General features: G+C 72.5%; 13 protein-coding genes. 5 read left to right on the forward strand and 8 right to left on the reverse strand.

Annotated elements, in window-relative coordinates; genetic code table 11:
• Nucleotides 1-72: 72 nt before the first annotated feature.
• Nucleotides 73-831: a VOC family protein gene (locus tag ABCS02_RS14410; protein WP_345836358.1), complete on the reverse strand. Its 759-nt coding sequence runs from the start codon at nt 829-831 to the stop codon at nt 73-75.
• Nucleotides 832-857: 26 nt separating this feature from the next.
• The gene (locus ABCS02_RS14415) at nt 858-1,466 is read right to left on the reverse strand and encodes a TetR family transcriptional regulator (protein WP_345836359.1); all 609 of its coding nucleotides are present in this window, start codon (nt 1,464-1,466) and stop codon (nt 858-860) included.
• An 88-nt stretch (nt 1,467-1,554) separates the two neighbouring features.
• Between ABCS02_RS14415 and ABCS02_RS14420 the strand changes: the two genes are divergently transcribed.
• On the forward strand, nt 1,555-2,313 hold the full coding sequence (locus ABCS02_RS14420; RefSeq protein WP_345836360.1) for an SDR family NAD(P)-dependent oxidoreductase: 759 nt from the start codon (nt 1,555-1,557) through the stop codon (nt 2,311-2,313).
• A 98-nt stretch (nt 2,314-2,411) separates the two neighbouring features.
• Here the strand turns inward: ABCS02_RS14420 and ABCS02_RS14425 are convergent, their stop codons facing one another.
• Together ABCS02_RS14425 and ABCS02_RS14430 are read right to left on the reverse strand one after the other, a co-directional pair.
• Entirely contained in the window at nt 2,412-2,786 is a 375-nt protein-coding gene (locus ABCS02_RS14425; protein ID WP_345836361.1) for an FKBP-type peptidyl-prolyl cis-trans isomerase, read from the reverse strand.
• Between the two features lie 146 nt (nt 2,787-2,932).
• Nucleotides 2,933-4,318, reverse strand: a complete 1,386-nt coding sequence (locus tag ABCS02_RS14430) for an FAD-linked oxidase C-terminal domain-containing protein (protein WP_345836362.1) — start codon at nt 4,316-4,318, stop codon at nt 2,933-2,935.
• A gap of 79 nt (nt 4,319-4,397) precedes the next feature.
• On the opposite strand from ABCS02_RS14430, the gene ABCS02_RS14435 reads away from it, so the two are divergent.
• The 4 genes from ABCS02_RS14435 (at nt 4,398) to ABCS02_RS14450 (ending at nt 8,814) form a co-directional block, all read left to right on the forward strand.
• Nucleotides 4,398-6,038: an AlkA N-terminal domain-containing protein gene (locus ABCS02_RS14435; protein WP_345836363.1), complete on the forward strand. Its 1,641-nt coding sequence runs from the start codon at nt 4,398-4,400 to the stop codon at nt 6,036-6,038.
• A gap of 72 nt (nt 6,039-6,110) precedes the next feature.
• Nucleotides 6,111-6,875, forward strand: a complete 765-nt coding sequence (locus tag ABCS02_RS14440; RefSeq protein WP_345836364.1) for a glycosyltransferase family A protein — start codon at nt 6,111-6,113, stop codon at nt 6,873-6,875.
• Between the two features lie 96 nt (nt 6,876-6,971).
• Nucleotides 6,972-7,847 carry a fumarylacetoacetate hydrolase family protein gene (locus ABCS02_RS14445; protein WP_345836365.1) on the forward strand — a complete coding sequence of 292 codons (876 nt, stop codon included), beginning with the start codon at nt 6,972-6,974 and terminating at the stop codon, nt 7,845-7,847.
• Nucleotides 7,848-7,911: 64 nt separating this feature from the next.
• A complete protein-coding gene (locus tag ABCS02_RS14450) occupies nt 7,912-8,814 on the forward strand; it encodes an alpha/beta hydrolase (protein ID WP_345836366.1) in 903 nt (300 codons plus the stop codon).
• A 74-nt stretch (nt 8,815-8,888) separates the two neighbouring features.
• Here ABCS02_RS14450 and ABCS02_RS14455 read toward each other — a convergent pair whose 3' ends face one another.
• The 4 genes from ABCS02_RS14455 to ABCS02_RS14470 form a co-directional block, all read right to left on the reverse strand.
• A complete protein-coding gene (locus tag ABCS02_RS14455; protein WP_345837317.1) occupies nt 8,889-10,445 on the reverse strand; it encodes an aspartate ammonia-lyase in 1,557 nt (518 codons plus the stop codon).
• Between the two features lie 180 nt (nt 10,446-10,625).
• Nucleotides 10,626-12,050 carry an aldehyde dehydrogenase family protein gene (locus ABCS02_RS14460; RefSeq protein WP_345836367.1) on the reverse strand — a complete coding sequence of 475 codons (1,425 nt, stop codon included), beginning with the start codon at nt 12,048-12,050 and terminating at the stop codon, nt 10,626-10,628.
• 10 nt (nt 12,051-12,060) lie between these two features.
• Nucleotides 12,061-12,744 carry a tRNA (guanosine(46)-N7)-methyltransferase TrmB gene (gene trmB / locus ABCS02_RS14465; RefSeq protein ID WP_345836368.1) on the reverse strand — a complete coding sequence of 228 codons (684 nt, stop codon included), beginning with the start codon at nt 12,742-12,744 and terminating at the stop codon, nt 12,061-12,063.
• Nucleotides 12,745-12,779: 35 nt separating this feature from the next.
• On the reverse strand, nt 12,780-13,088 hold the full coding sequence (locus ABCS02_RS14470) for a hypothetical protein (protein WP_345836369.1): 309 nt from the start codon (nt 13,086-13,088) through the stop codon (nt 12,780-12,782).
• Nucleotides 13,089-13,162: the final 74 nt, after the last annotated feature.

Consider the following 13,162-nt stretch of genomic DNA (forward strand, 5'->3'; position numbering starts at 1 on the left):
TTCAGACGGCAACCTGAAGAGTTTAGCAGACCGGGATGCGCGCGGAGTCCGCGCGAGCGGGGCCTCCCGGCCTCACCGCGCCTCCGGTTCGAGCAGCCCGAAACCGGCGCCCTGGGCGTCGGTGACGATCGCCCAGCGGCCGACGCCCGCGGCCGCAACCGGGGCCTCCAGGATGCTCCCGCCGAGCTCCGTCAGCCTCAGCACGGCGGCGTCCAGGTCGGCCACTCCGAAGTAGACGAGCCAGTGCGCCTGCACCCCTGCGACGGCGGTCGTCGCGCCCGCCACGTTCGCCGGTCCGACGTCGAGGAGGCCGTACGGCTCGTCGTTCACCCGCATCTCGCTGACCGCGACGCCGAGCACCTCCTCGTAGAACGGAAATGTGCTCTCGTAGTCGGGCGCGGCGAGCTCCAGCCAGTCGACGGCGCCCGGCTCGTCGCGCAGCCACGGGGAGTCCTGCTCGCGCTGCCAGAGTCCGTGCACGGCGCCGGCGGGGTCGGCGACGATGGCCATCCGCAGTCCGGGCATGAGCTCGCCCGGCGGGAGCAGGACCGCTCCCCCGGTCGCCGTCGCGGCGGCCGCGGACGCCTCGAGGTCCGCGACGGCGAAGTACACCGTCCAGACCGGGCGCTCCATCCCCGGCGGGAACGGGCCGATCGCGGCGACGGGCGTGTTGCGGAGCGAGGCGACCGCGTAGCCGCCGTGGGCGGGGTCGGCGTCGGGGACGTCCCACCCGAACAGCGAGCGGTAGAACGCGGCGGCGGCGGCCGGGTCGGCGGTCTGGAGGTCGGCCCAGACGGGCGTGCCGGACGGGTACTCGGTGACGATCGGCATGCCGCACAGGCTACTCGCGCGCCGGGTCAGGCGGGCAGCCCTCGCAGCACCTCGTCCAGCGCCTCCACCGCAACCGCCGCCGGCTCGTCGCCCTCGCCGCGCGACGCCCACCAGAGCAGCGCGGAGAAGTTCGCCGAGCTGATCGCGTCGGCGAGCACCTGCGCCCGCAGCGCCTCCGCAGACACCCCGAGCCGACGGGCGATGAACTCCGCGAGGAGGTCGCGGTTCGCGCCGAGCCGGGTCAGCCCGAACCCGATGAGCGCCGGGTCGGAGGCCATCAGCCGGAGGCGGAACCGGGTCGCCTCGACGCCCTCCGGGCCGAGGTCGAGCGACTCGGTGATGGCGCGCGCGATCACGTCGCGCGGGCGCTCGTCCGCCGGAGCCGCGTCCAGGACCGCGTGCATCCGGTCGACCACCGGCTCCAGGCCACCCCAGACCAGGTCGGGCTTCGACGGGAAGTAGCGGAACAGCGTCCGCCGCCCGATCCCGGCGAGCGCGGCGATGTCGTCCATCGTGGTCGTCTCGTAGCCGTGCTCGGCGAAGTGCCGGAGGGCCAGCAGCGCGACCCGGTCGGGGTCGACGTCGGCGGGCCGGCCGCGTTTACGCGGGACGGTTCCGGCTTCGAGCGAATTCATAGTCTCCATTATGGCACTCGGTGTTATAAATGCATCGACGCCCGAAATCGAGCGCCGACGATGTCATCGACTCAAGGAGTACAGCAGCATGAGCAGCAACGGAACCGGCCGCTTCGCCGGAAAGACCGCCATCGTGACCGGGGCGGGCTCCGGCATCGGCAAGGCGACCGCCCTCCGCCTCGCGTCCGAGGGCGCGCGCGTGGTCGGCAGCGACATCTCCGCCGAGCGCCTTGCGGCCCTGGTGGAGGAGAACCCCGGGCTGGACATCGTCACCGTCGCGGGTGACGTCTCCAGCGAGAAGACCATCGCCGCGGTCCTGGAGGCCGCGGGCGGGAAGGTCGACGCGCTCGCCAACATCGCCGGCATCATGGACGGCTTCCTCCCGGCGGCGGAGGTCGACGACGCGACCTGGGACCGCGTGTTCCTCGTCAACGTCACCGCGATCATGCGCCTCAGCCGCGCGGTCCTCCCGCTCATGGTGGCGGCCGGCAGCGGCTCGATCGTGAACGTGTCCTCGGAGGCCGGCCTGCGCGGCTCGGCGGCGGGCGCGGCCTACACGGCCTCCAAGCACGCCGTCATCGGCCTCACCAAGAGCACCAGCGTCTTCTACGCGCCGAACGGCGTCCGGACCAACGCGGTCGCACCGGGCGGCGTCATCACGAACGTGGACGGCACGTTCAAGTCGCAGCTGGCCGGCGAGCGCCTCGGCCCGATCATGCAGACCAACGTGCCGCCGGTGGCCCACCCCGAGCAGCTCGCGGCCGCGATCACGTGGCTGCTGAGCGACGACTCCGCCAACATCTCGGGCGTCGTGCTCGCCTCCGACGGCGGCTGGTCGGCGATCTGACCGGCCCCGCCTGACGCACCGAACGCCGAAGGGCACGTAAACGCCCCTAAAACAGCGTTTTAGGGGCACCTACGTGCCCTTCGAGCGTGGAGCGGAGGTCAGCTCACGCCGAGCAGGTCGATCACGAAGATCAGGGTCTTGCCCGACAGGGGGTGACCGCCGCCGGCGGGGCCGTAGGCGAGCGCCGGCGGGACGGTGAGCTTGCGACGGCCGCCGACCTTCATGCCGGGGATGCCGTCCTGCCAGCCCTTGATCAGGTTGTTGAGCGGGAAGTCGATGGACTGCCCGCGGCTCCACGAGGAGTCGAACTCCTCGCCCGACTCGTACTCGACGCCGAGGTAGTGCACGTCGACCTTGGAGCCGGGGGTCGCCTCCGGGCCGGAGCCCTCGACGATGTCCACGATCTCGAGGGTCGTGGGGGCCGGGCCCTCGGGAGCGTCGACCTCGGGCTTCTCATTGGTGTTCTCTGCCATGCACCCATCCAACCGGTGGAGGGCGTCCGCGTCAAAAGTCTTGCAATCCGGGCGAGCCTGGGGCAGGCTATAGCCATAACTCGACGACCCGGGAGCGTTGCAGGCATTGCCGCACCACCGGGCGTCGAGTCTTTTAACGCCTCTGTTCAGCCGAACACTTTGCCCGGGTTCAGGATGCCGAGCGGGTCGAAGACCGACTTGAGCTTCACCTGCAGCTCGTAGGAGTCCGGTCCCAGCTCCTCCGCCAGCCAGCGGCGCTTCAGCACGCCCACGCCGTGCTCGCCCGTGAGCGTGCCGCCGAGCGCGACCGCGGTGCGGAACAGCTCGCCCGCGGCCTCCCAGACCTCCGGGCCGACCTCGTCGCCCTCCGTGATGAAGTTCGGGTGAAGGTTGCCGTCGCCCGCGTGCGCGACAGTCGGGATGGCGATGCCGTGCCGCTCGCTGATCCGCTCGATCGCCGCGAACATCTCCGGCATCCGGGACCGCGGCACAGCGACGTCCTCGATCAGCACCGTCCCGCTCGCCGCGAGCGCGGGATGGAACGCCCGGCGGATCGCGAGCAGCCGCTCGCCCTCCCCGGCGTCGGCGGCGACGCGCACCGTGCCGCCGGTCTCCGCGATCAGGGTGCTCGCCAGCGCGGCGTCCGCGGCGGCGACGGGACCGTCGAACTGGACGAGGAGGTACGCCGCTCCTCCGGTCGCGCCCAGGGCCTCCCGGATGGCCTGCTCGCCGAGGTGGGCCGAGATGCGCTCCAGCGCCGGGCCGTCGAGCAGCTCCATGATCGCCGGGCGCAGGTGCGCGGCCGTCACCCGCGCGGCGGCGTCGGAGGCCGCGCGCACGTCCGCGAACAGCGCGCCGAGGGTCACCGGCTCGCCCTGCGGCACCGGGAGGACGCGGACCGTCGCGCCGACGATCACGCCGAGCGTGCCCTCCGAGCCGACCAGGAGCGATGTGAGGTCGTAGCCGGTGACGCCCTTGACGGTGCGGTGGCCGGTGCGGACGAAGCGGCCGTCGGCGAGCACGACGTCGAGGCCGAGCACTGCCTCCCGCGTCACGCCGTACTTGGCGCACAGCAGGCCGCCGGCGTTCGTCGCGATGTTCCCGCCGACCGTGGAGATCGCCTTGCTCGCCGGGTCGGGGGCGAAGAACAGCCCGAACGGCTCCAGCGCGGCGTTGAGGTCGCCGTTGACGACGCCGGGCTCGACGACCGCGAGCTGATCCTCCGTGGAGATCTCCAGGATGCGGTCCATGCGCGCCACGCTCAGCACGAGGGAGCCGGCGGTCGCGTTCGCGCCTCCCGCCAGTCCCGTGCCGGCGCCGCGCGGCACGACCGGCACCCGGAACTCGGAGGCCGCGCGCATCGTCGCCTGGACGTGCTCGACCGTGCGGGCGTTCACGATGGCGAGCGGGAGGCCGTCCGCCACCCAGCCGGAGTGGTCGCCGCGCGCGGCGTCCAGGTGGTCCGGGTCGATCGACAGCACGTCGTCCGCGTCCTCGCCGAGCGCCGCCGTGAGCCAGTCGATGACATCCATGACCGTCATGCTAGCGCCGGTCGCGCCCATGTCCGATTTCCGCTATCGGATGTCGGTGGCCCGTGGCACGCTGGGAGGCATGAGCAGCACCACGACGAAGGCGGGAGTCCACGACACGGCGGGCGACCGGCTCGCGGACCCGGTCTTCGCGCAGCGCTACCGGGCGATGAGCGCCAGGGACGCCCGCTTCGACGGCCAGTTCATCACCGGCGTCCACTCCACCGGCATCTACTGCCGGCCGAGCTGCCCCGCCGTGACGCCGAAGGCCGACAACGTGACCTTCTATCTGACCGCCGCCGCCGCGCACGAGGCCGGGCTGCGGGCGTGCAAGCGCTGCCTTCCCGACGCCGTGCCGGGCTCGCCCGAGTGGAACGTCCGCGACGACCTCGCTGCGCGCGCCATGCGCCTGATCGCGGACGGCACCGTCGAGCGGGAGGGCGTGCCCGGGCTCGCCCATCGCCTCGGCTACACGCCGCGGCACCTCGGCCGCGTGCTCACCGCCGAGCTGGGAGCCGGTCCGCTCGCGCTCGCCCGGGCGCACCGGGCGCAGACCGCGCGGCTGCTGCTGGCAGGCACGGACATGCCGGTCACCGATGTGGCGTTCGCCGCCGGCTTCTCCAGCGTGCGGCAGTTCAACGAGACGATGGCCGAGATCTACCACGTGACGCCGGGCGCGATCCGTGCGTCCGCGCGTCGCCGGCCCGGGATCGCGCACGGGCCGATGGTGGCCGGCGCGACGGCGGGCGCGTCGCTCACGCTGCGGCTCCCTGCGCGGGCGCCGTTCGACGGCGCGCGGGTGCTGGCGTTCCTGGGCGCGCGAGCCATCGAGGGCATGGAGGCCGCGGTGGCGGGGGCGGACGGCTCTGGCATCGCGCCCTCCTACAGCCGCGCCCTCCGCCTCCCGCACGGCCCCGCCGCCATCCGCCTCACCCTGGCGGGCGACGCCGACTCCCCCGCGATCGAGTGCGAGGCGAGCCTCGCCGACATGGCCGACCTCGCCCCGCTGGTGGCGCGGGTCCGGCGCCTCCTCGACCTGGACGCCGACGCGGAGGCGATCGACACCGCGCTCGCGGCCGACCCGGTGCTCGCGCCGTCCGTGGCCGCGGCGCCCGGGATTCGGGTCCCCGGAGCGGTCGATCCGGAGGAGATCCTGTTCCGCGCCCTGATCGGGCAGCAGGTGTCCGTGCCGGCCGCGCGCACCGCGCTCGCCCGCCTCACCGCTGCGCTCGGCGAGTCCGTGGCGATCGGCGGCTTCACGCGGCTGTTCCCGACCGCGGAGGCGATCGCGGAGCACGGCAGGGAGGTGCTGCGCGGCCCGGGCAAGCGCATCGACGCGATCGTGGGCGCGGCCGAGGCGCTGGCGGACGGCTCGCTCGCGATCGACGTCGGCGAGTCCCGTTCCGAGCTGGAGGCCCGGCTGGTCGCGCTCCCCGGCATCGGCCCGTGGACCGCCGGGTACGTCGCCCTGCGCGTGCTCGGCAGCCCGGACGTGCTGCTGACCGGCGACCTGGCGCTGCGGCAGGGGGCGGCACGGCTCGGCCTCCCGGCGGACCCGCGCGAGCTCGCCGCTCGCGGCGCGCTCTGGTCGCCGTGGCGCTCCTACGCCGGGATGCACCTCTGGGAGAGCGCGCACGAGGCGCAGCGGGAGGCGCGGGAGCAGAAGGGGGCGCAGCGGGCGACGCGGCCGAGTCGCAGCCCCGCGGGCACGCGCGAAGCGTAGGATCGCCCTCACGGGGCCACCGTGACGGCCCACCATTAATACGTGCATTTCGGTCGAGGAGGGAGCGCTCTCGTGCCCTCGATCACCGTCGTGATCCCCGCGCTCGACGACGCCGGGATGCTCGCCCGGTGCCTCTCCGACCTCGCCGCGCAACTGCGTCCGGCGGACGAGATCATCGTCGTGGACAACGGCAGCTCCGACGACACCGCTGCCGTCGCCCGCGCCGGCGGGGCGCGCGTGCTGGAGCAGCCCGTGCGCGGCATCTTCCCCGCGGCCTCCACCGGCTACGACGCCGCCACCACGGACATCGTCGCGCGCCTGGACGCCGACTCGCGGCCTCCCGTCGACTGGCTGCTGCACATCGATGCCGAGTTCGTGGACGATCCGGCGATCGGCGTGCTGACCGGCCCCGGCGTCTTCTACGACGGCAACACGTTCGTCGCGGGCCTCGGCCAGCTCCTCTACATCGGCGGCTACTTCTGGTCGATGGAGATCTGGCTCGGGCACCCGCCGATCTTCGGCTCCAACTTCGCGATGCGCCGGGAGGTCTGGCAGGAGGTCCGCGGGCGCGTGCACCGCGACCTGCGCGAGGTCCACGACGACCTGGACCTCGCCATCCACCTCGACCCCGGCGTGGTAGTGCGCTACGACGAGCGCCTGCTGGTCGGCATCTCGTCGCGGCCGTTCTCGACCTGGCGCGGCTTCGGGCGGCGCATCCGCTGGGCGTTCGGCACGCTGCGCATGCACCTGCCGGAGGAGACGCCGTGGCGGCGCAGGGCGGCGCGGCGGAGGTGGGAGGCCGAGCACACCGAGGAGGCTCCGGGCGCGATCGCCTGAGCGCCACGGCGGAGGCCCGGGTTCTGCGCGTTGTGGGCGTTCTCCGCGCCCGTCCCGGTTCGTGTCGGCGGGCTCCCGACCGATAGGTTGGACAGTGTGAGATTCTCGCACCTCAGCACCACCCCGGACTCGCACCCGCGCCTGGCGGCCGTCATCGGAGACGGCGCCCTCTTCCTCGACGAGCTCGTCGAGGGCGCGCCCCGCGACCTCCAAGACCTCATCGAGCGCGGCGACGCGAGCCTGGCGGAGGTGCGCGCCCTCGTGGACGAGGCCGTCGCCGCCGGCGCCCCGCTCGTCCCCGTGCACGAGCTGCGCCACGCCTCCGCCGTGCTGCGCCCGCCGCAGGTGATCGCGATCGGCGCCAACTACGCCGCGCACGCCTCCGAGCTGAAGCTGCGCAGCGAGAAGGCGGCCACCGTCTTCTCGCTCTGGCCGAACTCGCTCGCCGGCCACGGCGGCACCACGAGCTGGCCCGAGGACCTCACCACGCAGGTCGACTACGAGGCCGAGCTCGGCGTGATCATCGGCAAGCCCGCGCGCAACGTCTCGGTGCGCGACGCCCTCGACTACGTGTGGGGCTACACGGTGGTCAACGACATCACCGCGCGCGACCTCCAGTTCTCCGAGGCGCAGTGGTCGCGCTGCAAGTCGTTCGACGGCTTCACCCCCAATGGCCCGGTGGTCGTCACGGCCGACGAGGTCGCCGACCCGCAGGACCTCTGGCTCACCACGAACGTGGACGGCGCGATCCTGCAGGACGCCTCCACGGCGGACATGGTGCGCTCGGTCGCCGAGATCATCGAGTTCCTGTCGCGGTCGGCCACGATCCAGCCGGGCACGCTCATCTCCACCGGCAGCCCGGGCGGCGCCGGCTACTCGCGCACTCCCCCGGTGTTCCTGCGCGACCGCTCGACGGTCACGGTCTCCATCGGCGGGATCGGCTACCTGACGACGTACTGCCGCGTCACCTGAGGGCCGCGCCCAGGTATTACACGCATTGCAAGCATTAGTCGGCGCCGTCGGCTAGCGTGAGGGCATGTCGATCGGCGAGCGGCGGCCAGGAGTCTCGGGCGGGGACGACGAGGCGGCCCGCCTCGACGCGGTCCTGCCGGACATCGACTGGTCGGTCGCTCCCGTCGGCGCGACGTTCTCGACCTTCCGCGCGCCCAGCGGCGAGCTCGCCGTGGTGGCGCTCGGCGACCCCGCCGACCCGCGCGTCGTGCTCGTGCCCGGCGCCACCGGCTCCAAGGAGGACTTCTACCTCCTCGCGCCGATCCTCGTGGCGGCGGGCTACTACGTGCAGAGCTACGACCTGGCCGGCCAGTACGAGTCGGCGTCGGCCGGGCCTCCGGCGGGAGGCCACTACACCTACGACCTGCTGGTGGCCGACTTCGTGGCGTTCCTGCGCGACGGCGGCCCGGCGCACGTCCTCGGCTACTCGTTCGCCGGCATCCTCGCCGAGCTCGCGCTCGTGCGGCATCCGGAGCTGTTCCGCACGCTGACGCTGCTGACCTCGCCGCCGGAGCCGGGCCAGGCCTTCCGCGGTGTGCGCGTCATCGGCTGGCTGAGCTGGTTCCTGGGCGGCCGCCAGGGCGCCGGGCTGATGATCTGGGGCATCGTCACCAACAGGAACAAGGTCGGCCCGACGCGCCTGGCGTTCGTCCGCTCCCGGTTCGCGCTCACCCGGCGGTCGAGCGTTGACGACATCATCGGGCTGATGAAGCACGTGCCCGACGTGCGCGAGCGCATCGCCGCGATCGGCCTCCCGGTGCTGGTGGCGACGGGCGACCACGACCTGTGGCCGACCCACCTGCACGCCGCGAACGCGAAGGCGCTCGGCGCGCGGCTCGCCGTCTACCGCACTGGACACAGCCCGTGCGAGACGGCCCCCAACCAGCTCGGCCGCGACATGATCGCCCTCTTCCGCTCCGCCCACTGACGCCGAGGGGCACGTCGTTGTCACTTTCCGGGCTCGGAAGTGACAACGACGTGCCCCTCGGTGGATGGGTGGTGCTACTCGCGGGCCTTCTCGGCGGCCTCGATGGCCTCGGCCTCCACGATCGGGATGGAGGTGGTGATCGCCTCCAGGCCGCTCAGGCGGGCCGGGGACAGCAGGCGGGTGACCTCCTCGCGGCTCATCAGCTTGGCCTCCACCACCAGGTCGGCGACGTTGTGGCCGGTCAGCAGCGCGGACTTGGCGAGCGCGGCCGCGGCGGCGTAGCCGATGTGCGGGGTGAGGGCGGTGATGACGCCGACCGACGAGCCGACCATCGCGCCGAGGCGCTCCTCGTTGGCGGTGATGCCGTCGACGCAGTTGACGCGCAGCGTGTGGAAGGCCTGCGCCATCCAGGTGATGCTCTGCAGCAGCGAGTGCGCGATGACCGGCTCGAACGCGTTGAGCTGGAGCTGGCCGCCCTCCGCCGCCATGGTCACCGTGACGTCGGCGCCGGCCACGGAGAACGCGACCTGGTTGACGACCTCCGGGATGACCGGGTTGACCTTGCCGGGCATGATCGAGGACCCGGCCTGGCGCGGCGGGAGGTTGATCTCGCCGAGCCCGGCCTGCGGGCCCGACGACAGCAGGCGCAGGTCGTTGCAGATCTTCGACAGCTTGATGGCGCTGCGCTTGAGCGAGCCGGAGAACGACATGAAGGCGCCGGCGTCGGACGTCGACTCGATCAGGTCGGGCGCGGTCTCCAGGTTGAGGCCGGTGATCAGGTTGAGGTGCTTGACGGCCGCGGCCGCGTAGCCGGGGTCGGCGGTGATGCCGGTGCCGATGGCGGTCGCGCCCAGGTTGATCTCGGCGAGCAGCCACTTGGTCTCGGTGAGCCGGGCGTGGTCCTCGGTCAGGGTGGTGGCGAAACCGTGGAACTCCTGGCCGAGTGTCATCGGGACGGCGTCCTGCAGCTGCGTGCGGCCGACCTTCAGGATGTGGCGGAACTCCTTGCCCTTGTCGGCGAAGGAGTCGCGCAGCAGGGCGAGCTCGTCAAGCAGGTGGCCCAGCGCGAACGTGAGCGCGATCTTGATCGCGGTCGGGTACGTGTCGTTGGTGCTCTGGCTGCGGTTCACGTCGTCGATCGGGCTCATGTACGCGTAGTCGCCCTTGGGGCGGCCCTCGAGTTCGAGCGCGACGTTCGCGATGACCTCGTTCGCGTTCATGTTCGTGGACGTGCCCGCGCCACCCTGCATGACGCCGACGACGAACTGGTCGTGGTACTTGCCGTCGATGATGAGCTGGCAGGCCCGGTCGATGAGGTCGGCTTTGTGCTTCTCCAGCACGCCGATCTCCAGGTTGGCGCGCGCCGCGGCCTGCTTGACGGCGGCGAGGGCGACGATCAGGTCCGGGTAGACGGAGATGGGCCGCTTGGCGATCGGGAAGTTCTCGAGGGCTCGCGAGGTGTGGACGCCCCAGTAGGCGTCGGCCGGGATCTCCCGGCTGCCCAGCGAGTCGGTCTCGACGCGGGTCGGGCGCCCTTCGGCGCTCGGGGTGGGGACGTCGGAGACGTTCTCGGACGCGTCGACGACCGCGGTGTCGATGACGGGGATGGGGTGAGTCTTCGGTTCGTCCATCGTTGCTGTGGAATCCACGCTTGGCTCCATTGCCTCTCGTTGTGCGTTGGCTTTTCGGGGGTGCGCCGGCCGTTCGTGGCGCCCGGCACAGCCGAGCCTACCCCTGGTGACTGCGCGGGTGATGGACACATCGTCCGGTATCCCGGACACCGTTCGACAGCCTGTCGAGACGGCCTCCGCTCAGCCCAGTTTGCGCAGCAGTCCGCGCGCGAACCGGTCCTTGCCCTCGGAGTACGGCGGGTAGATGAGCTGCAGGGTGTCCGGCGTGAGCGCCTTCGACAGCACGGCCTTCTCGTGGCTGAAGGTCTCCAGCGACCGGCGGCCGTGGTACGCGCCGGAGCCGCTCTCCCCCACCCCGCCGAAGGGGAGGCCGCCGACGGCGAGGTGCGCGGCCGGCACGCCGAAGCCGACCGCTCCGGAGCTGGTCTCGGTGAGGATGCGCCGGCGCACGTCGCGCCGCTCGGTGAAGACGTAGAGGGCAAGCGGCTTGTCGCCGGAGCGGATGAACGCGATGGCGTCGTCCAGCCCATCGACGGCGACGATCGGCAGCACGGGGCCGAAGACCTCCTCGTCCATGACCGCGGAGTCGCGTGGCACGTCCACCAGCACGGTGGGGGCGAGGTAGCGGGAGGCCGCGTCCGACCCGCCGCCGACCGCCGCCGTCCCCGAGCCGAGCAGCCCGGTGAGCCGCTCGAAGTGGCGGTCGTCCACGATCCGGCCGTAGTCGGGACTGTCGGCCGGGTCGTCGCCGTAGAGCGAGCGCACGGCGTTCGCGAGCTCGGCGGCGAGCCGCTGGGAGACGGCTTTGGTGGCCAGGATGTAGTCGGGCGCGACGCAGGTCTGCCCCGCGTTCATGAACTTGCCCCAGGCGATCCGGCGCGCCGCAGCGGCCAGGTCGACGGAGTCGTCCACATAAACCGGGGACTTGCCGCCCAGCTCCAGCGTCACCGGGGTCAGGTGCTCGGCCGCCGCCGCGGCGACGATGCGGCCGACGCGGCCGTTGCCGGTGAAGAAGATGTGGTCCCAGCGCTGGGCGAGCAACTCGGTGGTCTCGGCGACCGCGCCCTCCACGACGGCCACGGCCGAGCGGTCGAGGTACTGCGGGATGAGCCGCGCCATCGCGGCCGAGGTGGCGGGCGCGAGCTCGCTCGGCTTCAGCACGACCGCGTCGCCCGCGGCCAGCGCGCCGACGAGCGGCGCCAGCAGCAGCTGCACCGGGTAGTTCCAGGGGGCGATCACGAGCACGACCCCGACCGGCTCCAGCACGACCCGGGCCTTCGCCGGCATCAGAGCGCCGGGGACCGCGACGCGACGGGGCCGCAGCCAGCGCCGGAGGTTGCGGCGCATGTGGTCGATCTCGCCGACGACGAAGCCGACCTCGGCGATCTGCGACTCGGTCGGGTTCTTAGCGAGATCCTCCAGCAGCGCGTCCTCGAACTCGGCCGCGCGCTCGGTGAGCATCCGGCGGAGGGCGTCGAGCTGGGCGAGCCGCCAGGAGAGCGGTTTGGTGCGGCCGCTGTCGAACGTGGCACGCAGGGTCGCGACGGTGTGCGGGATGCTGTCGCCGGCGACGCTGCCGGACGTGAGCGTGGACTCCGAGGTCATGCGCCCATCATCACACGCGCGGCCGGTACTCCAGGTCGAAGATCGCGTGCCCGAGTCGCTCGCCGCGCCGCTCGAACTTGGTCACCGGCCGGTCGTCGGGCCGAGGGATGAAGCCGCCGGCGCCGGCGACGTTCACCAGGGCGGGCTCGGCGTCCAGCACCTCGATCATGTGCTCGGCGTACGGCTCCCAGTCCGTCGCGAGGCGCAGCACGCCGGCCGGCTTCAGCGCGGCGACGATGAGTCGGACCACGTCGGGCTGGACGAGGCGCCGCCGGTGGTGCCGGGCCTTCGGCCACGGGTCGGGGAAGAAGATGAGCACCTCGTCCACGCTCGCGGCGCCGAGACCCTGCTCGAAGACCTCCACCGCGTCGTGCCGGACGACCCGGACGTTCGTCAGCCCCTGCTCGTGCGCGGCGGCGAGCACGCGGCCGACGCCGGCGCCGTGCACCTCCACGCCGAGGAAGTCCCTCTCGGGATGCCGCGCGGCCAGGGCGAGGAGGTTCTCGCCGTTGCCGAAGCCGATCTCGACCACGCGCGGCGCCGAGCGCCCGAAGATCGCGTCGAGGTCGAGCGGCGAGCCGTCGAACTCCACGCCGTAGACCGGCCAGAACTCGTCGATCGCCCGCCGCTGGGCCTCCGTCTTCCTGCCACGGATGACGAAGCTGTGCGGCCTGACGAGGGGGGACGGTTCCATCCCTCCATTCTCGCAGGCCGCACGGGCGGCAGAGGTCAGAGGTGCGCACCCACGACGTGCCACGGCAGGAACGCCAGCCCGAAGCCCACGCCGACCACCGCGATCAGCAGCCCGATCAGGATGCCCGCGAGCATGACCGCGTTGAGCACGATCCCCCAGATCGCGAAGGTGCGGCCCTGCGGTTCCCGGCTGAGCGCGAGCACGCCGAGCACGAGGCCGGCGATCGGGGCGAGGAAGGTCCAGCTGAAGACGATGGACGCGAGGCCGAGCGCGAAGCTCGTGACGCTGAGCGTGCGGGCCGGAGCGGCCGGGTACGGGTTCGGTGAGGTGCTGGTGGATGTCATGGATCCAGTCAAGCGAACCGCGCGGGCCGCGCACATCCGGGTAACCCCCGGTTGCGGTCAGGGGTTACCCGGGA

It is taken from the genome of Microbacterium sp. X-17 (genome assembly GCF_039615055.1).

Coding starts and splice junctions, on each gene's coding strand:
- ABCS02_RS14410 (WP_345836358.1), bottom strand. CDS start 831: ATGCCGATCGTCACCGAGTACCCGTCCGGCACGCCCGTCTGGGCCGAC.
- ABCS02_RS14415 (WP_345836359.1), bottom strand. CDS start 1,466: ATGAATTCGCTCGAAGCCGGAACCGTCCCGCGTAAACGCGGCCGGCCC.
- ABCS02_RS14420 (WP_345836360.1), top strand. CDS start 1,555: ATGAGCAGCAACGGAACCGGCCGCTTCGCCGGAAAGACCGCCATCGTG.
- ABCS02_RS14425 (WP_345836361.1), bottom strand. CDS start 2,786: ATGGCAGAGAACACCAATGAGAAGCCCGAGGTCGACGCTCCCGAGGGC.
- ABCS02_RS14430 (WP_345836362.1), bottom strand. CDS start 4,318: ATGGATGTCATCGACTGGCTCACGGCGGCGCTCGGCGAGGACGCGGAC.
- ABCS02_RS14435 (WP_345836363.1), top strand. CDS start 4,398: ATGAGCAGCACCACGACGAAGGCGGGAGTCCACGACACGGCGGGCGAC.
- ABCS02_RS14450 (WP_345836366.1), top strand. CDS start 7,912: ATGTCGATCGGCGAGCGGCGGCCAGGAGTCTCGGGCGGGGACGACGAG.
- ABCS02_RS14455 (WP_345837317.1), bottom strand. CDS start 10,445: ATGGACGAACCGAAGACTCACCCCATCCCCGTCATCGACACCGCGGTC.
- ABCS02_RS14460 (WP_345836367.1), bottom strand. CDS start 12,050: ATGACCTCGGAGTCCACGCTCACGTCCGGCAGCGTCGCCGGCGACAGC.
- trmB (WP_345836368.1), bottom strand. CDS start 12,744: ATGGAACCGTCCCCCCTCGTCAGGCCGCACAGCTTCGTCATCCGTGGC.
- ABCS02_RS14470 (WP_345836369.1), bottom strand. CDS start 13,088: ATGACATCCACCAGCACCTCACCGAACCCGTACCCGGCCGCTCCGGCC.